The organism is Rickettsia fournieri, assembly GCF_900243065.1.
Classification (GTDB): domain Bacteria; phylum Pseudomonadota; class Alphaproteobacteria; order Rickettsiales; family Rickettsiaceae; genus Rickettsia; species Rickettsia rickettsii.
Genome location: NZ_LT978483.1, coordinates 125065 through 147659, shown reverse-complemented (window position 1 = coordinate 147659; position 22595 = coordinate 125065). Strand labels below are relative to the sequence as shown.

The following is a 22595-nucleotide window of genomic DNA, read 5'->3' as shown; positions in this document are numbered from 1 at the left end:
ACAAAAGAGGCATGCAGTCAAACAAAAACAAGTATCACACATATTTCTTTTACAGATATTGCGGGGGTTCATTTAAGGGGGCAGCAAGCCCCCTTAAAACCCTCTAGAAATGTGTAATGAAAAAGAGATTGTAAAAGATAGTAAAATATGATGTAGTAGTAAGATTCTCGTAAGAGCGCACTGGGACATTTTGTTACACAAAATGTCATGCGCTCAGTGAGTAGGAAAAATATCTTTAGAGTAATAATTTTAGAATAATCATTAAAATAGATGGCATCATATCATTTTCATGGTTCATGTATACAAAGAAGTAAGGGGCAAAATGCGGTGACTACAGCTGCATATATTGCAGCAAGTAAATTAGTATATAGCACTATTGATCATGAGAGTGGCGAAGCGATGAGTATTACTTATGATTTTGCTAAAAAGAAAGGAGTGGAATACAGCAAGATATTTGTGCCTGAAGGCTTTGAAGATGTAGCATGGTTGCAAGATAGAGCACAACTATGGAACGCGGCAGAAACAAGAGAAAAAAGAGATGATGCTACTATTGCAAGAGGTATAGAATTCGCCTTACCTAGGGAAATATGTAAGGAAGAAAATATTAGATTAGTAGAGGAATTTGTACAAAAGAATATAGTGGCACGCGGTTTAGTATGTGACGTCAATATACATTATGATAATCCTGATAATCCGCATGTACATTTTCAGTTTTTAGAAAGAAGATTAGAACGTTTAGAGAATGGTGAGGTAATATTTGCAAAAGTCAAAGATAGAGAATTAATAAGCAAAAGATTTTTGCATGGTTTAAGACATCAATGCGAAATTGAAATCAACAAAGTATATGAGAAAGCAGGGTTACCTTTCAGAGTAACTGCTAAGTCATTCAAGGAGCTCGGACTAGATCAAGAGCCAACGCATCATAAAGGCCCTGCACATTACATGAAAGCAACTGAGCTTGAGGCAAAAAACAAAGAGATTATAGCTGAGAATGCAAAGAAGATATATGAGAATCCTGAAATAGTATTTGGTCGTATTTCATATACAAAGCCAGTGTTTACTAAAGAGGATATTGCTATAGCATTATCGGATGCATTGATGGTGCATTTAGTTTCAAAAGGTAGTGATATTGCAAAGGAGCAAGAAGCTATTAGAGCGTTTGGCAAAGGTCTTGTGCGGGAGCAAGTAGGCGGTGAAAATGTAGCGCAAAATATAGCAAATGATGCAGTAGCAATTACTGCAGGAACCAAGGAGCAAAATACAGATAGTAACCAAACAAACATCGCATCTAACAACCCAGCTATCGAGCATTTAAACAAAGAATATGGTGAGGAGTTTTTAAGTCTTTACAATCAGCTTTTGGTATCTGACAAGATAGAGCTGATGGATCAGAAAGATTTGACTGGGAGAACGCTATATGCATTAAAATCCAGAGTGAATTTAGAGCTGAGATACGTATCTGCTATAGAGGAATTAAACACAAAAGAAGAGCATAATCTTGATATTAGCAACAACAATATTGGTGAGAATAAGAGTTTTAAAGATAGGTTGCTCGGAGTAGGTAGTAAGGCTCATGAGTTCAGTGATGAGCAAATTAAAGCGATTTTGTCTGTCTGCAACGGATCTGACATTAGTGTACTTGAAGGGAATCCCGGAGCAGGTAAGACTTTCGTGATGCGAGAGATAGTACGCCAGTACAAAGCGGCAGGATTTAAGGTAGTAGGTACTGGACCAAGCAGTGTATCTGCTAAGGTCTTAAGTCGCAATGCTGGAATTAAGGCAGATAATACGAGTTTACTTCGTAAGAAAATCGTAGAATCCAAAGGAGGAGAGTTTAAGATAGATTTAAGCAGTAAATATTATGAGGAGGAGGAATATTTAAAATCTATTGGTTGTGACTCGGTATTGAACTTTTTACGCTCTGATGTACTTGATAGCAAAACAGTACTGATTGCCGATGAGGCAAGTATGATAGAGCTTGCTAATATGGACTATTTAGCACATGAAGTCTTAAGGGCTAAGGCTAAATTAGTATTAGTCGGCGATAACAACCAGTTTACAGCTGTTGGTATGACTGGTGCATTTAACAAAGCTCGTAAGATTGCAGGAGGAGTTAAACTTACTGAAGTAAGAAGACAAGAGCGGTTAGAATACAGACAAGCAACTGAAGCTATGGGACGCTTTGAGATGGTTGATGCCATCGAGATATACAGAAAACTAGACGTATTTAACATTCAAGATAATGAAGAAGAGGCTAAAACTAGCTTAGTTACGTTATTTGCTAAGGAATATACTGAGCAGATGGATAGTCTTAAGAGAGATGATTTAATAGCTATAAGAAGTATAGCAATTGGAGCATATACAAATGAGAAGGTAGCTGAGTTTAATAGCCGAGTAAGAAATGAGCTAAAAAATAGCGGAGCATTAAAAGGAGCTGAAGTACAAATTAGCAGTGGCGGGCGAATGCTACCTCTAATGAAAGGCGATCAAATAGTATTTGAAGAGAATAGTTTAAGATACGGTATTAGTAATGGTGAAGTTGGTACAATATTATCAGTAAATCCTTTTGGAGGAAGAGCAAATAGTAAAGGTGATGGGGTTTTACGGGTATTAGTCCATAAAGCAGATGGCAATAAGGATATAATTGAGATTAATACTTTTTTAGATGCATTTAACAATAAGAGACGAGTGAAGTTAAATCATGGATACGCCTTAACTGGTTACAAGTTGCAAGGCGAGACGGTGGACCGCATGCATGTATATTTTGACCGCTCTATTGGATATGAGGCGTTTTTGGTTCTCATGTCACGTCATAGACAGGAGGTTAAGCTTCATGCATCCGCAAAAGAGCTAGAAAACATAGTGTATCAGCGTCTTGATAGTGACGTAGAGAAAGTGAGAAATCAGTTTAAGATTAACAGCTATGAAATGCTGCCTCAAACGATTAAGAATGAGGATGGAACAACATATCAAAAGCATATCCCAAAAGAAGTGCCTAATTGGTTAATCGGCTTAACTCTTGCAGTCAGCAGACGAGCTAATAATAGCTTTGCAATAGACTATAGGAGCGATGGTGTCTTAGACGGTAACCAGTCAATCATTAAGGAGTATTTAGAAGCGCGGGTGCGAGTATTTGAGTGTCACGGCAAGATGCGAGAATGGAAGAGAGATATCGAGTCTGTTGGTAATATTACAAGCTTACATAGCAAAATTCTAAGTCAAGCTACTAATTTAAAGAGAATTAAATTAGACGATGCAAGCCCTGCTATTGATTTTGAATTAGAATTAAATATCAAAGATTTAAAGATTGATCCATATAGTATTGCTCTGTCTGAGGCACAAGACAGCTTTAAATACGTTATTGAGAATATTGTGCGTGATGCAAAGGGTGAGAAATCAGAGAGTGCATATAGTAGGACGCAAGAAAGCACTAAGCTAAAAGCAATAAAAGGTGTTACATATACTGACGGCAAGGCTCACATTAACTTCAAAGAGCTTGATAGCAAAGATCAAAGCAAAATCATCGCTGTTTGTTTAAAAGAAAGTGCCTTTGAAAATCTTAAAGAAATCTTTGAGGAGCTAAAATTAGAAAAAGAGGTTTTAAGAGATTACGCTTCAGTTATTTGTGCCAGTTACTCTAATGTGGTTGATACTGAGAATGCAGATGAATTTAAGAAGTTAATTCTTACAAAGAAAGCTGAGAGTAAGTTAGTTACGGAAAGCAAGGTTGCAATGAGAGCTTTAGTACGTGAGAAGAATTTTAGCAAGTCAGAAGATCGGAAAGCTCAGTTAGAAGAGCAGATTGGTCAGATTAAAGAGCAATTAAAGCAATATAAAGGAAGCTTAAACGCAACAGTCAATAAAATTTCAACAAACCTTAAATTAATCCAAGAGAATACTACATTTACGAGTAATGCTGTATTAATGGGCGAGCGTACTATTCAGTTAAATATTAACTATGAGACGCTCCGTAAACATGCAGGTCATGATACATACAAGTATTATTTACATGATATTACCGAGAAAAGCACAATAAGTAATTGTAAGGCATATCAAGATTTAATGCTGCTTGCTCGTGATACTAGTGGTGAGATCTTGTTAAATAGAAGAATTCAAAAGGATCTTTCATCAATAGATAGTTATATATTTGATAACAAGGAATTAGTAGAGCTTAAGAGAAGTGATTTGCTTGAGAGCCAGCAATATTTAAGTGATTTAAAACAAGAAGAGCAAGTTACCGGTAATTTTGTTCGAACATTATTTCCTCATTACTTGGGGCGTATTTACGAGCAGCAAGGATCAGCAGTAATAGAGAAGTGGGAAGCAGTTAAAGCGGCTAACTCTAATATAGATGTGCAAGAATTAATTGCGCGTGTTCAGTCTAATCCATCACACCTTGGGAAGCTTGCTGGCATTGGTTTAGGCACTATATTTGGAGTAAGCTCTAGCCGTCGTAAATCTATAGAGCAGGTGGGTAAACTAGGGCAGCAGCTTCTAAAGTATGAGGAAAGTATGGCAAGGCTAAAAGAGATTAAGGAGGCTGATTTAATTAAAGAGCAAGAACAGAAAATAGTAGTGCTTAAAGAGGAATTAAATGTTCTTGGGTCTTTAAAAGCAAGTAAGGCAGAAGAGAAGTTCTTAAGTAATTTAAAGACAATGCAGGCAGGTAGCGGCTTAAATATCAAGAGCTTTAAGTCTTTAATAGAGAGTGATGAAGTACAAGATTTGCTTTGTGAGTACTACAACAGTCAGAACGAGCAATACACAAGACTAAATGCTACTTATGAGGAGTACGCTGTAGAGTATGAGAGATATTCTAAGGAGCAAGAGCAGCAAGCCGCAGAATCTCAAGAGAAAGTTGTTAAAGCTCATGCTACTCATCAGGCTATTAATCGCGATGTTAGTGCTGGTACTACTCGCAGTAACATCACGAATAGTAGTAATCGCAGAAAAGAACGCACTAAAGTACCATCTTTAAGATTTAAAGATGTGCAGGAAGCTCTAACAAGCAGCGATATAGAGAAAATATTTAGGCAATATGCTGCATCTATTAGAGGCGTCGCCGGAGCTATAAAGAGAAGTGGCTCTGAGATCAGTATGGGCAGCCTTAGCATGAACCTAAACAAAGGGACGTGGATACGTCATAGTAGTGGGAAAGGCGGTAATATCTTTGGTTTTGTAGCAGAAGGAGCTGTAGTGAGCAAACGTCAATCACTTGAGATTGTTGCTGAGCTAGCACAGCTAAGAGCGGAATCAAATAGTTACGATTATCGCATTAGCAGAGTAAATAAAGAGCAGACGCAAGAACAAACACAGCAGAAGCCAGAAAATGAGTGGATAGTTGCTCAGGACAAAATTACTAATTCTGACATCTTTGATCCAAACAAGCATCTAAAGGGCATGATGCAGCATAATACATTAGAGGCGGTCTATGCTTACAAAGATGCTAATGACAAGTTACTTGGATATGTAGTGCGTTTTGTAGGCAAAGAAGATGGCAAGAAACAGACGCTACCTGTTACCTATTGCTACAATGCTGCAAAAGACGAGTATAGTTGGCGTCTTAAAGGATTTACTGACAAGGGCAATAAGCCTATCTTTGGTATAGAGAAAGCTATTTGCAGTAGTAAGACTATATTGATAGTAGAAGGTGAAAAAGCTGCGATTGCTGCATCTAAAATACTACCTGACTATAATGTCGTATCATGGATAGGAGGCAGTAATGCTGCTGATAAAGTAAACTGGGGTCAATTGCAGTGGCGGGACGTAATAATATGGCCCGATAATGATCAGCCGGGCTTTAAAGCTGCAGAAGTAATTAAAGATAAGCTCAACAAAGCAAACGATCATATAGGCTTTGTAAGTGTCATTGATCCAACGACATTGAAGTTTAATGGTAGTATCCACAAAGATTTACTACCTGAGAAGTGGGATTTAGCAGATAGATTACCTGATGGTATGACCATTGCAAATGTAAAAGAGGCAATAGAAAATGTTAGCGCTGCTCATTTAGATATTCAGCAAATACAAAACGTACTACAGAGTACTAACGCTTCAGATGCTTCGCAGTGGTTAGTTGAGCGTAATATTTGGCAGGAAGTATTTAAAGGCAAGATAGTAAATGAAGAGAAAATCACAGGCTTAGTGGCTAATAATGAGTTTAAGGCTGCCACTTTCTTTAGTGCAGAAGAATCAAGTAATTACGTTAAGTATTTAGAGGTAACAGGTAAGGGAAGCGTAGCACATGATTACTTAAAATATAACTCACCAATGTATCAAGATATATTAACTAGTCTTGCAACTCGCGATGAGCGTTTAAGTGAGAGTATCAAGGAATTAAATAATGGCAACAATACTTCTGATATTGAGACTATAGAGCATAGAGCTAAGTTAATAGATGATACTCAAAATCTATACGAGAAAAAAGCGTTAGAATATGGCGGAATAGCAGGGACGCATGAAGTATATCGCGACTACTTGGAGTTAATGATTAAAAACTATGGTGAATCGCACGGCAAAGTAACTTTGTATGAAAATATCGTTCGTGATGTATCTATTCTGCATTCAACTCAGCTTGGCACTAATATTCATTATTTACCTGATAGTCACCACAAAGAGATAGCACGAGATGTGTATAGTACTATCTCGGAATGGAATGGTAGATATGTGCTAGATACTACTGACAAAAATCAGATTGCAAATTCAGTATATGAAGCACATTGCACTCTTAAAGCTTGGGAGCAAAAATCATACGAGCTAGTTGCTACTAGCCATAAGGTTTATGCGGAACGTCAAAAACGCCTAGAACAGACAAGACTTGCCGATATTGAAAGAGAAACAGAACGCAAGACCTTAGTAGCACATACGGAGCGAATCAAACAAGATATATTGATAGCTAAGACAGTATCCGAGGTATTTGTAGCTCTAAAGAAAGATCAAAAGTTTTTTGTAGCTCAAAATGGTAATATTAAATACACAACATTTAATTATGAATTTATGGATCTAGCAGAGCAAGCTCTTGAATACAAAGAACAAGAACTTTTACCTAAATTAAAAGATGTGGTGGCAGCAGTAGAGCGTAATAATGTCTTCGCCACTGCAGATATACTAACTCAGCTGAAAGATAGTAAGGACTTAGCAGCGACCTATAAGCATTTTGATAGCAGTTTAGAGCGTCATCAGTTAGAGACTCAGCATCAGAAGATCAGACAAGATAAAGTAGATGCCAAAACTACCGATGAAATGTTAACTGCAATTAGTCGTGAACATGAGTTCTTTAAGTCTCTTGATGGCAAGCTTAAATATCCAGAGAAATATGGAAACAGTATATTATCTGCTATTTCAAATGCTAAGACTATAGAGCAAAATACGCTAATTACAAATATGCATAATATGGTAGTATATGCTCAAAAAAATGGTATATTAAATGACCAAGATATACTCGATCAATTTAACTCTAATGATAGTCGAAACGTGCTTAATAATTTAAGTAAAACATGTCAGCAGCATTATGTCGATCATCATAATGAGAATATCAAGCAGCTATTAGATGATGAGCACGTAATGGTAGGCACTAAGAAATATACATGTCCGCTTAAATATATGAAGCATGAGATGCAAAATAATATACCAAGCTTTGTAGATGAGAAGCAAATAGCTACCACATTTGCAAAGGTAAAAGCAGAAGTCAAAGAGCTACGTCTAGAAAGAGAGTTAGAACATACAATGACTATGAGATTTTAAGGATTTGCAAGCATGACTAACAAAAAGCTTAATCAGAGGCAACAGCAAACAGAATTAAGTACAGATAGCGATGCTGGTGCTACTTCCGAACGTCCAAGACATGATGCCATTATTCGCAAAGCTCTAGAGAACCCAATAGTTGCTAAAGAGTTCTTTGAGATGCATTTGCCAAAAGAAATTAAAGCTATGTTTTCATCTCATACTCTGAAGATGGAAAAAGAAAGCTTTGTTGAAGCAGATCTAAAGCACTCTATATCTGATATCCTATTCTCAGCTAAGTTTAAAGATGATACTGGATATCTTTGGGTTCTTCTAGAACATCAAAGTACTCCTGATCACTTCATGGCTTTTAGGCTCTTTAAGTATATGACGGATATTGCCGCAAGGCATTTAACTCTTAATCCTAAATCTAAACATTTGCCTTTTGTATATCCACTAGTATTTTATAATGGCACAAAGAAATATAACGCTCCAAAGAATCTTTGGGAGTTGTGCCAGCATAAAGAGCTAATGCAAGATATCTGGACTAAAGACCATCAGGTAGTAAATGTTCATGATATTCCTGATGATGAATTAAAGCAAAAAGCTTGGGCGGGAATACTGCAATTCTTCATGAAGCATATTCACGAAAGAGATTTACTTAAGAGATGGTATGAAGTAGCTGACCTATTACCTGAATTTGCTAAGTTAAATATTGGTATTGATTACCTAGAGCTAATATTAACCTATACATTGATTAAAATTGAAAAATCTGATAAAATAGAGTTAGAAAAAATATTAAAGTCGCGTCTTAATACCGAACAAGGAGAAAAACTTATGACTAGTCTTGCTCATCATTGGAAAGAAGAAGGTATACAGATTGGTAGAAATGAAGGCATGCAGATTGGTAGAAATGAAGGAAAGCACGAGAGAACTATAGAAGTGGCTAAAAATATGCTTTCTAATAATTACTCCATTCCTGAAGTATCGCGTATTACAGGCCTTTCTATCTCTGAGCTCAATAAGCTTCTCAAGTCCTAACCCTTAGGTACAACAGGATATCCATTTGTACCTAATGTCTTAGGAATCTATTTCTTTTTTGTCATTTTTTCCATTAAATTGTCAGGATCTTTAGCTTTTCCTAAAACACTAACATCACAATCTTGTATTGTAACGTTATTGGCACCTGTGACAGTTAAATATCTTGGAAATTTAGTAGTTACTAAATATGCAGTTCCTCCTGATACTATGGGACTGTTGCGAGATGAGAGGATAGCAGGTATAATTAAAAAAAACAAAAAATATGTTCATATGTCTGAGTATCAAATGATAATGGTAAGTTTAGATGAGTTAATAAGTGTGGATCATCAATATCGTAAATTCAAAAGTTTATTCAATTTTAAAGCAGTTGAAGCTGAGTTATTAGCAGTAGAATGCGAAGCTAACTATAAAGGCTATGGTATAGTGAGGCTGTTTAAATGTTTGCTGCTGCAATTTATGGAAGACTTATCGGATCGGGAATTGGAACGTTATTTAGCTGATAGCACAGCGGCAAAATGGTTTTGTGATTTTGCTCTTACAGAGAAGACGCCTGATTATAGTGTATTTAGTAAAATACGTAAAAAAATAGGCACTAATTTACTATCAAAAATATTTGTAAAATTCCGAGATCAACTACGAGCACAAGGCTATATGGGTGAAGTATTTACCTTTGTAGATGCTTCTCATTTAATCTCAAAAGCTAATCTTTGGGAGGAACGTGATAAACTAAGAACACAAAAATATGATAAATTGAATAATGAGACTCTGCCTAAGGTTGTAAAGGATAAACAAGCTAAAATTGGCTGTAAGGGAGCAAATAAATTTTGGTATGGTTATAAAAAACATGTGAGTGTCGATATTCAATCAGGAATGATCAATAAGGTTGCAGTTACCCCTGCAAATGTTACTGATAGCAAAGGTTTTAAGCATGTTATGCCAAGCTCCGGTGCTACATATGTTGATAAAGGTTATTGTACAATCTCTGCCAAGAATGCAGCAGCTAAAAAGGGGTTCCATCTTTGCTCAATAAAGAAAAATAATATGAAAGATAAGAATTTTGACCTTGATAAATATTATACGAAAATCAGAGCACCTTTTGAGAGGGTATTTTCAAAAGATAATAAACGGGTTAGATATATAGGAATTGCCAAAAATCAATTCTCTGAATTTATGAATGCCATATGTTTTAATTTAAAACGATTAGTGGTTTTAACAACTTTAATAGCTTAGAGAAATTTGTTAATAAAAATCCTAACTCTGTAAACAAATCTCTATTAAATTACTATACTATTGAATAAATTTTATCTCAATATTAAACAGAATTTCTTTTTAAAAATATTTGGACAGAGCTAAATATTTATTTATCTGTTTTCCTCTCATTTTACTATTAAAAATTATCTCGCAACAGTCCCTTTATCTTGAATTACAAAAACAATATCTAATTATTATATGCGTAATTGTCGAAATGCTTATAATGGGCTATGAACTTGTTAATATAGTAACTAAATAATAAGGCTATTTATTATTTATACATATACTAGTAATATTGAAAAATAGGAATTTTGTATATTATGATAATAGGAAATAATATAGAAACAATCAAACATGTAGGAAATAACGGGCAAATATCCATGGGGAAGAAATATGCAGGAAAACAGATACAAGTTTTAACATTAAGTGACGGTACTATAATAATAAAGCCCGGTAAGTTCATTCCTGATAATGAGATGTGGCTTTATAGGAACAATAATAATGAGATGCTTGATAAAGCAATAGGATGGACAGAAAAAAATAAAAGATAAACATAGTCATTGTGAGGAAGGTATGAAGTAACTGACGAAGCAATCTCAGGAAAAATTCCTGAGATTGCTACGCTCACTAACGTTCGCTCGCAATGACGATTTGGTATCCACGCAATAATGACGTAAAACAATTCTGATTTAATTAGAGTTAAAAGTTCTTGTCTCCAAATTACCAAATTTAGAAAATTGACTATCATAATAAAGCGGAACATTTCCAACTGGTCCGTTACGATGTTTTGCAACAATTATATCGGCAATATTATATACTTTGTTGAGCTTATCTAACCATGCGGCATGTTTAGCATCGCCTGCTGCCGGTTCTTTTCTAGTTAAATAATATTCTTCACGATAAATAAACATTACTATATCAGCATCCTGTTCTATAGTTCCCGATTCTCGAAGATCGGATAGCATAGGTTTTTTATCCTCACGTAGTTCTACCGCTCTTGAAAGCTGAGATAACGCAATAACCGGAATATTTAACTCTTTTGCTATTGCTTTTAAACCTTGGGTTATTTCTGAAATCTCGCTAACTCTATTTTCAGATTTACTTACTCCTCTAATTAATTGTAAATAATCAATAAATAATATACCGAGATTATGCTTGCGTTTCATTCTTCTAGCTCTTGTTCTTATAGCGGAAATAGATAGAGCAGGGGTATCATCGATAAAAAATTGTAATTCCGATAAAGTATTTGCTTCCTTGCGAAGACGGTTATATTTTTCTTCACCTAGAATCCCCGTACGAAGAGAAGTAGAATCAATTTCTGCACACATTGAAAGTAGACGTGTGGTTAGCTGTTCTGAGGACATTTCTAAAGAGAAAAAACCTACTGACTGAATTTCTTGATTATCTCTAATATTTTTAAGGCGCATATTATTACAGGCATTAAGTGCAAGATTTATAGCAAATGCCGTTTTACCCATCGACGGACGTCCTGCAAGAATTATAAGATCGGAATTATGAAAGCCGCATAATTTATTATCTAGATCAATCAAACCGGTAGATATACCGATTATATGATCATTATTTTTCATAGCCCTATTAATACTAGCTAGTGACTCTGAAATAGATATACCGATTTTGGTAAAACTTTTTTCATTCAAACCTTCGCTAGCTAAATCGTAAAGTTTAGCTTCGGCATGTTCAATCTGTTCCTTTGCTTCAACTTCTAATGAAGAATTATAGGCATTATTTACTACTTCTTCACCGATATTTATTAAATTACGCTTTATTGCTAAATCATATATTATTTTACCATAATCAACCGGATTTATTACCATCATTGACATAGTTATCAATTTTGCTAAATACGCCGCTCCTTCTACTTCTTGAAATAGTTCATCTTGAGTTAACATACTACGTAAAGTAATAGGTGTAGCTGTCAGCCCTTTTTCAGTAATTTTCTCAATTGCCTTATAGATTTTTTGATGAATAGGTTCAAAAAAATGTTCATCACGTAAAAATTCCGATACGTAATTTAGTAATTCGTTATTGGTTAAAATCGCCCCAAGTAGCATTTGCTCTGCTTGAACATTTGAAGGTAAAACCCTTGATATAGGTAAATTATCTTTGTTATCAGCTAATATATTTGTTTCGTTATTTATTTTATTACGTGCCATTGTTGTTTGTTAAATTATTATATGGTTTGAAAGGATACCGAGTCGTCATTGCAAGCAGCCGTAGGCTGCGTGGTGATAAAAAAATTCTGTAAATCAGAATTTTTACTGGATTGCTTCGTCAATTACTTATGTCATTTCCTCGCAATGACGTTAAAACCGATCCACACAACAAAGCCCAAAACAGAACATTTTACATTATTCATTACTTTGCTTCATTTCTACGTTCAGCGATTAATTTATCTACTAAACTTTCTTCCGGTGAAAAATATTTATTAATGATATTACGGGCTTTTTTAAATGCAAGTTTTAATAGTAAAGTTGATGCTTTATTGCTCATAACTATCCCAGCGTTTAATTAAATTAGTTTCGATATCGAAAAAATCTAAAACTCTAGTAATAGAATGATTAACTATATCATCTATACTTACAGGGTTATTATAAAAAGCCGGCACGGGCGGCGATATAATGCCGCCGTAACTCGCTACTTTTAACATATTTTCTAAATGTCCGATATGCAAAGGAGTTTCACGGGTCATTAAAATAAGTTTCCTTCTGTCTTTAAGTACAACACCTGCTGTTCTACTAATTAAATTATCTTCCATTGAGTGAGCAATACTGGCTAAGGTCTTCATACTACAAGGGGCTATTATCATGCCTGAAGTTTTAAAAGAGCCGCTTGAAATAGTAGCACCTAAATCTTTATCGTCATAATAATCATTAGCCAGTAGCTTAACTTCATCTATAGAATATTGAGTTTCGAGCTTTATAGTAAGAGCTGCTCCCTCTGAAATAACCAAATGAGTTTCGATATTTTGTTGCTTTAGTACTTCAAGCAAACGAATACCGTATATTGCTCCTGAAGCTCCAGAAATTGCTATAACAATTTTTGTTTCTTTATTCATCTAGGTTTCTATAATTTATCAGTTTAGTATATAATAAAAAAAAAATTATAAAATACATTATATATGCGAATAGCAAAAATATTATTACCGGTAGCAAAATTATTTCCGCTAGATTATTTAATACCTGAAGATTTAGAGCTAAACATAGGTGATCTTGTTGTAGTGCCTTTTAGAAATAAGGAATTAACCGGCATAGTATGGGAGCTTGTTTCAAATTCCGAGGCAAAAAAAATAAAAACTATTAGAGCGAAAGTACCGTTAAACTTAAATATTACTTCAGAAGTTTTAGAATTAATTAAATGGATGAGTAGCTACTATATGTCAGAGCTTGGGAGCATAGCCAAGTTAGTATTACCTATAGATATTGCTGAAAAACCGATTAAAGTTAAGGAGCAGAAAGTCAATAATAACTTTGTGCTACCTGATTTGTCAGAAGAGCAGAAACAAGCAGTAACAATTTTAAATGAAAGTAATAAGCCAACACTTGTTAAAGGTGTTACGGGATCAGGTAAAACAGAAATATATTTTCATCTAATAGCAGATTACTTAGCAAAAGGCAAACAAGTGCTTGTTATGTTGCCTGAAATTGCTTTAAGTACACAAATTATTAATCGTTTTATAGAGCGATTCGGTTTTGAGCCTATCATATGGAACTCAAGCGTTACCAAAGCTCACAAGAAAATGATTTTAAGAGGTATATTAAGCGATAAAGTTAAAGTAGTAATTGGGGCTAGAAGTAGTTTGTTTTTACCTTTTAAAAATCTCGGTTTAATAGTTATAGATGAGGAACATGACGATTCCTATAAACAAGATGACGGTATATTATATAATGCTAGGGATACGGCTATCGTAAGAGGTACATTTGATAAAGCACAAATTGTTTTGTGTTCGGCAACACCGTCTATTGAAACGATACATAATATAGAAATGGGTAAATATCAATTGGTTACATTGGTTAATAGATACAAAAATGTCGATTTGCCAAATATAGAAATAATCGATATGACTAAAGAAAAGCTATCTAAGAATTCCTATTTATCCAAGATTCTTATAGAAGCTATCAAAGGTAATTTAGATAATAAAAAGCAAGTCTTATTATTTCTTAATAGGCGTGGTTATGCTCCGCTCATGCTATGCAAAGCTTGCGGTCACAGATTGACCTGTAAATTCTGCTCTTCTTGGATGGTAGTACATAAAGCGACTAAAAAACTTGAATGTCACCATTGCGGTTATCAAAGTAAAATTTTTAGTTCTTGTCCTGAATGTCTAGAGGATGAAACATTAACTATCTGTGGTCCAGGTATAGAGAGAATAGAGGAAGAAGCAAAAGTACTTTTTCCTGAGAGTAAAATTGCGGTGATAAGTAAAGATCATGCTAAAAGCCCGGAAAAAATAGCACAGCTTCTACATCAAATGGAAAATTTAGAAATTGATATTTTAATAGGCACACAAATAATAACAAAAGGTTATCACTTTCCGAATCTTACTTTAGTTGGAGTAATAGATGCCGATCTTGGAAGCAATAATGCCGATCTTAGAGCATCTGAGCGAACTTTTCAGCTACTACATCAGGTAGGTGGTAGAGCGGGTAGAGGAGATAGTAAAGGTGTAGTATATTTACAAAGCTATTATCCTGATAATACAATTTTTAGTTATGTTAAAGCCGGTGATGAAGATAGTTTTTTTGCAAATGAACTTGAAATAAGAAAATCAGCAGATATGCCACCATTTTCCAAAACAGCATCGGTAATTTTATCAGGTTCCAGTGAGGCTAAAATTCTAGAAATTGCTAGGGATATGGTCCGAATTGCACCAAAAGCAAACGTGAAAATTTTAGGACCGGCAAGCTCATTAATGTCAAAGCTCGCTGGTAAATATCGTTACCGAATACTTATTATAGCTGATAAGAAATTTAATTTGCAGAAATATTTAAAATTTTGGCTAAGCCTTATAAAAATTCCTTCTTTTTGCCATCTAAAAATAGATATCGATCCTAAAAGTTTTTATTAGCTTCTTATATCTTGCTCCTTGATTCTTCGATGGTGGAACATTAGATGAATGAGGAGAAGGATTGGTAAGAGATTTTTCTGCTATAGCTTTTTTAGTATTTTGAGTAGAATTTTTATAGCATCTTTATAAAAAGCAGCTTTAGCTTTATCTCCGGTAAAAGAATATTTTATAAAATTACCAATATTGTTCCAAATAGGATTATTATCCATTTTTGTAGTTTCTTCACACCATTTACCTACCTCTTTCAGTTTTGCTTCAACTTTAGCTATAGCAGCTGGATTATGTTTATTATCATCATAAATCTGAATAATATTATTTACTTTTTCTTTAAATTCAATGTGTTTTCTATTTTGTTTCAAATAAGCTATTATATCATCATTGTTTACTAATTCTCTAAGATTATCAATTATCTCAGATAGTTTAGGTGGTTCAGGTAATTTATAATGTTGATTGATTTTTTCAAATTTATCTTTGTGTGTATGATTCTTTATTAGATTATAAAAGAAACAAACTCTTTTTGAGGTACTCCTACTTGTTTTATTAGCCGTCCTAATGATTGTTCATAAGCTTTAATAGTAACATCAAGACGCTTCTATATAGCGGCTAAATTCCAGAATCAAAGCATCTTTGGTATCAATAGTATGATCTTTAAAAAATTTCTCTATTTTCTCTTTTACGGTTAAATTAGATTGTTTTTTAGGTGTTTCTTCCGGTACTTTTGTTTGTTCCGGAGCCGGTTTTGAAAAAATAATAGGCTTTTGGGTTTCAACTTGCGGAGATGGGGTGTCAACAAATATATCAAGTGCTTGGGAATGTGTAGTTAAGTCAGTCTGTTTTTTATGTGCCTCGTTCCATGCCTTTATTTGCTCAGAAGTGGGTTTTGGAGGAACAGCCGGTTTTGTATTTTTTGGTGGGTTATTTGACATATTTTTTGATTTTTTTCCCACTCTTGTATTCTATCTTTTACTGATGTTGGAATATTATATTGTGCCATATTAAGCTCCTATGTTTATTTACATAATTAAACAGCTTGCTTAAATTTTTTATAAATTGCAAGCAAAATTTCTTTTTGTAATGCAATATTTTTACTATAATATAGTTAGGTTATATATTTTATATATTAGAATCCAAGTTATTAACTAAAATGAGATATGAATTTTATGTATCCCCATATTAGACTTAGAAGAAATAGAAAAGCTTTTTGGCTTAGAGAGTTAATATCCGAAAGTAATTTATCGGTTAGTGATTTAGTGTTGCCTTTATTTGTTGTTGAAGGACATAATGAAAGGCAAGAAATTAAAACTATGCCTGGTATATATCGTTTATCGATTGATCAAATAGTAGAAACGGCAAAAGAAGCAGCAGAGCTTGGTATTAATGTTATTGCATTATTTCCGAGTATTGATCAAAGTCTAAAAAGTGAAAATGCCGATGAGGCTTATAATTTAGATAATTTAATATGTAGAACTATTAGAAGCATCAAAAACGCTAATATCGATATTGGTATAATATGCGATGTAGCACTTGATCCTTATACTACACATGGTCATGATGGTATTGTGCATCATGGGGAAGTTGATAATGATAGATCAGTAAGAGCTTTGTGTAATCAGGCATTAGTGCTAGCAAAAGCTGGATTAGATATTGTTGCACCTTCCGATATGATGGATGGAAGAATCAGGGCTATAAGGGAATATCTTGACAAAGAGGGATTTATAAATGTTGGAATTCTTGCTTATGCCGCTAAATATGCGTCAAGTTTTTACGGTCCGTTTCGCGATGCTGTTAAGAGTAATAAAAAGAATTATTTAGATAAATCAAGCTATCAAATGGATGTACGTAATATTAAGGAAGCAATGCTTGAGATTGAGTATGATATAGCAGAGGGAGCCGATATGGTAATGGTGAAGCCTGGTATGCCGTTTTTGGATGTTATTCGTGAAGCGGCAAATAATTTTAATGCTAAAATTTTTGCATATCAGGTTAGTGGAGAATATGCAATGTTAAAATTTGCAGCAGAAGCAGGGGCAATTGATTGGGAGAGAGCTTTGATGGAGTCATTAATTAGTTTTAAACGTGCCGGTGCCACAGGTATATTTACCTATGCAGCTCTTGAAGTAGCTGAAATATTAAAGAACAATAAAATTAAGTAGAAAACGGCTTCTGTTCTTGATATAAAATAAATAATATGTTTTATAATTATATCAAAATTATCAATTTGATGTAAATCATTATAAAGAGGCGAAGATGACGCAAAATAAGAAATCAGTATTTAAAGGTTGGAATTTTTTAAAGCCTAAAGGAGGCGGAGCTAATGAGGTAGGAGAGCATGGCGGAGTATATCAAAGCTTAGACGGTAAAATTACGGCGATGATAAAAAAAGAGGCTTCAAGCTCAAAAAATATAGCCGAGTTTTTAGGATCTCAAATTTTTGAAGCTATAAGTCCTGGAAATGGAGCAAAGGTTAATTTAATTGCTCCTGATGATTTTAATAAATCTAAAACCGTTGATTCGCAAATATATGTCAAATCTGAATTTTTTGAGAATTATAGTAGCGATATGTATGTGGACATGGATAAACATATGTCTGCTAAAACTAAACCGAGTTCTTGGTTTAGAAAGGACGGCGGTAGACCACTTTTTATGGGGGCTAGAAATAAATTATTTAGAACCTTAGAAAATGCTTTTAAGGAAATTAAGTATCAGAACTTTGAAAACATTATGCCGGCAAGTTTATTGATCGGCGATTTTGATATACATGTTGGAAATATAGGAGTTATCAGAGATTAAAAAAAATCCAAAAACTTTACCTAAATTAGTAAGAATTGATTTTGTTGGTAGTTTTGATAATTTAACAAATAATATATATCCGCATTCAAGAGCCAAACATTTGCCTGGATTCGGTCCCACTAACCATTTTAGAGAATTTCCTTCTAATTTAAGAACGAAAAATCCTAATTTTGCCGATAGCTTACTTGCAGTTTCTAAAATTGATTTAAGCAAAACTATTGATAAAAGTTTTGATGAATTAACTAAATATTATAGTAATGAAGCAATTGCAGAATTTGCAAAACAAGCGATGCCAAAACAATTTAATAATAAACAATCTAAAGAAATAACGCCTGAAGCAATTAAGGCTAGTTTAATAGATACAATGAAAAAAAGGCAAGAATCCTTAAAGGAATACGGCTTAGAAATTAAAGTAAATAGTTTAATTTCTAAAAAATATAGTTTTCCTTATTACGAAGTGAAAGAGCAAGGATTAAAAACATTAATGAAAGAGTATCCTGATTATTTTGCGAAAATTCTTAATTATGAAGAAAGAAAAAAAGGAGGACAAAAACTTAAATTAAGAAATAAAATTACTACTAATTTTGCAAGAATTTTAGAAATACTTGGTATTAGAGATAGTGCGAAAAAACATTTAATAAAGACAATAAAAAGTTTAAATGAAGATATTAAAGATGAAAGAAATTTAGCTGGTTCTTCTGATAAAATAAAGAAAGAACCAAAACAAAAATTGGTAAAGACAAATATATATGCAAACAGAGAATATGTAGATACTCTAGAAAAATTTAAGAAAGCAGTTGGAACGGATGATATGGTTAGTGTTACTCCAAGTCAATTAGGTCTAACTAAAAAAGCTAAACAAAAAGACCAAGATTTATTAAAATTAGATGAAGAAAATCTAAAACATATAAAGAATCTAAAAGAAAAGGTTATGAAGCCTACTCAAACTACTGCAGCTAGTGTTGTTAATAAAAAGAAAAAGTCTACACCGGCTAAAACGAGATAATAAATGAACCAAGCAACAAGAAGCCTACAACTAAGTAATTAATCAGTAAAAGCCCATATTGCATCGGCAGCTTAATTATCTCAATCTTTTTAGAAAAATACATGGCTTTTACTACTTTAAGATAATAAAACGCAGCAACTACGCTGGTAAAAATACCACAATAAGCTAATGCGAATTCTTCTTGATTAATTGCTTGGTAAAAAAGGTAATATTTACCGAAAAATCCTGTAAGAGGAGGGATTCCAATCATTGAAAACATAACTATGCTAATTACGGCAGCTATAGTTTTATGATGCTCTGCAATTCCTTGTATAGTTTTAAAACTAGCTTTATCGACGTCTTTACCGAGCAGTATAATTAAGCAAGTAAAAAATCCTATACTCCCTACCGCATATATTAGAATATATAGTAGAGCTGCTTTATATCCTTCTTGATTATGCAGAAGAACGCCGATTAATACATAACCGATATTTAAAATAGTACTATAAGCCATTAATCTTTTTAGAGAAGTTTGACGAATGGCTCCAAAAGCTCCAAACAGCATAGATAATATAGCAATTATCTTTATTAAATTATAATTAATAAGGTAGTAATTACCTATAATTAATTTGCTGATATTTAATAAAACAATAACCATACCTATTTTTGAGGCAGCGGTGAAATAAGTAACCGAAGTAATCGGTGATCCTTCATATACGTCAGGGACCCAAAAATGGAGTGGAACACTTGAGAGTTTAAAGAAAATACTACTTAAAAATAGTACAATACCGATTATTAAACCAAGATTCATTCCGGAATTATCATTTAGTTTATATAAGATATACTCAAATTGTAGGCTTCCGCCAAATCCGTATATAAAAGAAATACCGAATAATGATAAACAACTAACTAAACTACCTAAGATAAAATATTTTAAAGCACCTTCCGATGATTTCATATCATTTAATTTGAATCCTGCAAGTGCATATGAAGTTAAAGCAGTAAGCTCCATACCGCAGAATAATAATAGAAAATTCCGTGATGAAATTGCAACAAAAATACCTACGACCGATAATAACATTAAAGTAATAAATTCAAACTTTAATTCCTCAGCAACAAGAATAGAGTAATCACGGTATATAATCATGGAGATAATAGTGAATAGTAGCACTATGCTTTTACTAATACCGATATTTATTCCGGTAGCAAATGAGTACCATACTCCTTCATAACTTGAGTACTTAAAGGTAAGAAAAATTGATAATATGCATAGTAAAATAATGATATTAGAAATAATTCTATTTTTATTTGGGATCATTACGGCAAAAAACTGCCCTAAAAGTGCTATTAAAGTCAAAGTTATTTCAGGAAGTAGCAGTAGCATATAAAACTAATATTATTTATGGAAATATAGATATTAGTAAATAAATCATTTTTTATCAACAAACTTATATATAATATTGCACTTTAATACTACCTCTAATTAAAATTATTTTCTTCGTAAAATTATATTATACAAAAAAAAGCCTAAACATGATGAGATTGTACGTAGTGCATTTGAAAATCCTATAGTTGCTAAAGCCCTTTACAGCTTAGTTCTAATAATCCTGCTTTGTTCTTATTCTTTAGCAGACTTCGTATCCTGTGCAAATATATTATTACCGGCTATTAAAATTCCTATGGCTAATATTTTAGATGTTCGTTTCATATTTTTATATTTCATAACTATAAGTGCTAATTTTGTTGAGTGTATAATTTCTTATACATTAATAATTAATAGTTGCAATAAATAAAAAAATAAATTATATTGTACCAAGTTTAACATTAGCAATATTTAGTATATTGAAAGAAGTATTAAACGATTCCGGCAACGAAGTCAAAATTGTAGTTATTTGGAGCTTAACTGAAACAGTACGTATAAATCCTAGTTTAGCCCAAGAGACATTAAAAATATTGAATACACTACTTAATAACCCTAGTAATTATATTGAATTCACAATCGCCAAAATCCTAGGTTGGATAATACAAATAAACCCCAATATATTACATGACGCATCTAAAATACTGAAAAATATATCTAATATAAAAGAATTAGGTAATGTAGTTAAAGAATTTGGGCTTTCTTCTAAAGCTATAGAAAGACATGATCAGGACAATATAGCTGTGCAACTAGCTTTAAAGGACTCTATTTTATTTATTGAATCTTTATATACAAACCGTGATGATATTATGTTAAATATTGCTGAATATCATAGAAAGTACTAAAAAACACAAAATTTCCTTTCATATATCCTTTAGTGTTTTATAATGGCATACAAAAATATACTGCTCCTTTAAATTTATGGGAATTATTTGAAAATAGTGAATTAGTAAAAGCTACTTGGATTAATGATTATCAGCTAATTAATGTTCATGAAATTCCTGATGAAAAATTGACAGAAAATACTTGGTCCGGAATTTTATAATTTTGTATGAAGCACATTCATACACGAGATTTGTTAAAGAGATGGTAAGAAATAGCAGACCTTTTGCTATATTTGCTGAGGTTAATATAGGGATTGATTATATAGAGTTAATGTTATTCTACATTTTGACCAAACTTGGTCAAAATGATATAATAGAAATAGAAAAAATACTTAAATCACAATTAATATAGCCAAAAATTTAATCACAGCCGGTGTAAAAACTGATTTAATAGCTACCTCAACCGGATTAAAGAAGGAAGAGGTTGAAAAACTTAAATAAATTACTTATACATGTATTTATTATCATTTATATTAGGAGGATTAAATGCACTACTCCGTCAATTACATTTATCAATTCGCTCTATAGAGTTTTATAAAGATGTATATAAAAACTATCAAGGGTACGGAATAAGATATGTATTTACCTTATCTTTTATTCCATCAATAATTTATTGTATTTTTATATTAAATTACATAATAACTTTAAAAGATTATTTTAACGGAATACAATCATCAAAAGTTACAGCCAACATTGAATATATTATCAATCAATTACCGGAAATTAAATATAATAATTCAAACATTTCAGTTGAAGAAGTAGAGCCTATATATTTATATAGCAAGAATAACAATAAAATAGTCGTCATTGATACAAAAAATCAAGTTTCTAACAAAGAAAAAAGCAAAATACCGTTTGTACTTGAAGAGAATAAGCTGAAGATAAATTTAATTGTAGCCAATACTAAGAAAAATTTTCTAAGTACTGTTAACTATTCTGAGATATTCAAGCAAAATGAAGTCATTTTAACTCCTGAAATAATAAAAAAATATTTTGCCGATCATTTATTATATGCACCAAATTTATTTATTTATTTCGGTATGCCGGCTATTATATTATTTTGGTTTGTAACATTCTTATTAGAGAGAAGTATTATAGTTTTGTTAGTATATAGCTTAGCTAATTTACTTACTACTAAAACTTCAATACAAACTTCTATAAGGCTAGTAATGTTTTCAAGCGGAGTCCCGATAATATTACAACCGGTTATTATTATATTAATACCGGAATTAAGCATATTATTACAGCTACTACAAATGTTTACAACTTGTTTAGTATTTGTCGCTATTTGGCAAATTAACAAGAACCTATCGCACTATATATAAGAAAAATCAGTTATCATATAATATGTGATTTTAAATTCTCAATTTACTAAAAAAACAGCCTATTATTAAAAAAATAAAAGTTTTTATTGTT

At 32.8% G+C, this 22595-nt stretch carries 16 protein-coding genes and 2 pseudogenes; 12 read left to right on the top strand and 6 right to left on the bottom strand.

Features of this window, described 5'->3' with window-relative positions; genetic code table 11:
• Positions 1-270: 270 nt before the first annotated feature.
• The 4 genes from C4Q30_RS01825 (at position 271) to C4Q30_RS01805 (ending at position 10565) form a co-directional block, all read left to right on the top strand.
• Positions 271-7743, top strand: a complete 7473-nt coding sequence (locus tag C4Q30_RS01825) for a MobA/MobL family protein (RefSeq protein WP_103897030.1) — start codon at positions 271-273, stop codon at positions 7741-7743.
• A gap of 12 nt (positions 7744-7755) precedes the next feature.
• Positions 7756-8763, top strand: a complete 1008-nt coding sequence (locus tag C4Q30_RS01820) for an Rpn family recombination-promoting nuclease/putative transposase (protein ID WP_103897029.1) — start codon at positions 7756-7758, stop codon at positions 8761-8763.
• 147 nt (positions 8764-8910) lie between these two features.
• Positions 8911-9993: a transposase gene (locus C4Q30_RS01810; RefSeq protein WP_209445188.1), complete on the top strand. Its 1083-nt coding sequence runs from the start codon at positions 8911-8913 to the stop codon at positions 9991-9993.
• Between the two features lie 341 nt (positions 9994-10334).
• A complete protein-coding gene (locus tag C4Q30_RS01805) occupies positions 10335-10565 on the top strand; it encodes a hypothetical protein (protein ID WP_014120881.1) in 231 nt (76 codons plus the stop codon).
• A 138-nt stretch (positions 10566-10703) separates the two neighbouring features.
• Here C4Q30_RS01805 and C4Q30_RS01800 read toward each other — a convergent pair whose 3' ends face one another.
• Positions 10704-12188, bottom strand: coding sequence for a replicative DNA helicase (locus tag C4Q30_RS01800; protein WP_103897028.1), 1485 nt, complete (start codon positions 12186-12188; stop codon positions 10704-10706).
• Between the two features lie 75 nt (positions 12189-12263).
• Here C4Q30_RS01800 and C4Q30_RS10655 point away from each other — a divergent pair.
• Positions 12264-12346: pseudogene (locus C4Q30_RS10655) on the top strand (lytic transglycosylase domain-containing protein); the annotation flags it as partial.
• A gap of 44 nt (positions 12347-12390) precedes the next feature.
• Here the strand turns inward: C4Q30_RS10655 and C4Q30_RS10165 are convergent.
• Entirely contained in the window at positions 12391-12525 is a 135-nt protein-coding gene (locus C4Q30_RS10165; RefSeq protein WP_280641658.1) for a hypothetical protein, read from the bottom strand.
• Positions 12515-13090: a UbiX family flavin prenyltransferase gene (locus C4Q30_RS01795; protein WP_014014448.1), complete on the bottom strand. Its 576-nt coding sequence runs from the start codon at positions 13088-13090 to the stop codon at positions 12515-12517. The genes C4Q30_RS10165 and C4Q30_RS01795 overlap by 11 nt, the downstream gene beginning before the upstream one ends.
• Before the next feature lie 63 nt (positions 13091-13153).
• Between C4Q30_RS01795 and C4Q30_RS01790 the strand changes: the two genes are divergently transcribed.
• Positions 13154-15100 carry a primosomal protein N' gene (locus C4Q30_RS01790; protein WP_103897027.1) on the top strand — a complete coding sequence of 649 codons (1947 nt, stop codon included), beginning with the start codon at positions 13154-13156 and terminating at the stop codon, positions 15098-15100.
• Positions 15101-15180: 80 nt separating this feature from the next.
• Here the strand turns inward: C4Q30_RS01790 and C4Q30_RS01785 are convergent, their stop codons facing one another.
• Entirely contained in the window at positions 15181-15459 is a 279-nt protein-coding gene (locus tag C4Q30_RS01785) for a hypothetical protein (protein ID WP_041404336.1), read from the bottom strand.
• 222 nt (positions 15460-15681) lie between these two features.
• Entirely contained in the window at positions 15682-16047 is a 366-nt protein-coding gene (locus C4Q30_RS08980) for a hypothetical protein (protein WP_209445187.1), read from the bottom strand.
• Between the two features lie 213 nt (positions 16048-16260).
• Here C4Q30_RS08980 and hemB point away from each other — a divergent pair, with 213 nt between their 5' ends.
• The gene (gene hemB / locus C4Q30_RS01775; RefSeq protein ID WP_103897141.1) at positions 16261-17253 is read left to right on the top strand and encodes a porphobilinogen synthase; all 993 of its coding nucleotides are present in this window, start codon (positions 16261-16263) and stop codon (positions 17251-17253) included.
• A 94-nt stretch (positions 17254-17347) separates the two neighbouring features.
• Positions 17348-18896, top strand: a pseudogene (locus tag C4Q30_RS01770) (hypothetical protein).
• Here C4Q30_RS01770 and nuoN read toward each other — a convergent pair.
• The gene (gene nuoN / locus C4Q30_RS01765) at positions 18883-20259 is read right to left on the bottom strand and encodes an NADH-quinone oxidoreductase subunit NuoN (protein ID WP_103897026.1); all 1377 of its coding nucleotides are present in this window, start codon (positions 20257-20259) and stop codon (positions 18883-18885) included. The pseudogene C4Q30_RS01770 and the gene nuoN sit on opposite strands and share 14 nt — an antisense overlap.
• A 458-nt stretch (positions 20260-20717) precedes the next feature.
• Here nuoN and C4Q30_RS09430 point away from each other — a divergent pair, with 458 nt between their 5' ends.
• The 4 genes from C4Q30_RS09430 (at position 20718) to C4Q30_RS01745 (ending at position 22504) form a co-directional block, all read left to right on the top strand.
• A complete protein-coding gene (locus C4Q30_RS09430; protein WP_245207415.1) occupies positions 20718-21140 on the top strand; it encodes a hypothetical protein in 423 nt (140 codons plus the stop codon).
• 32 nt (positions 21141-21172) lie between these two features.
• Positions 21173-21340: an Rpn family recombination-promoting nuclease/putative transposase gene (locus C4Q30_RS01750; protein ID WP_014120874.1), complete on the top strand. Its 168-nt coding sequence runs from the start codon at positions 21173-21175 to the stop codon at positions 21338-21340.
• Between the two features lie 2 nt (positions 21341-21342).
• Positions 21343-21531 (top strand): hypothetical protein, encoded by a 189-nt coding sequence (locus C4Q30_RS08730; protein WP_198913016.1) that lies wholly within the window; start codon positions 21343-21345, stop codon positions 21529-21531.
• A 100-nt stretch (positions 21532-21631) separates the two neighbouring features.
• Positions 21632-22504 carry a DUF1189 family protein gene (locus C4Q30_RS01745; RefSeq protein WP_103897025.1) on the top strand — a complete coding sequence of 291 codons (873 nt, stop codon included), beginning with the start codon at positions 21632-21634 and terminating at the stop codon, positions 22502-22504.
• Positions 22505-22595 lie beyond the last annotated feature (91 nt).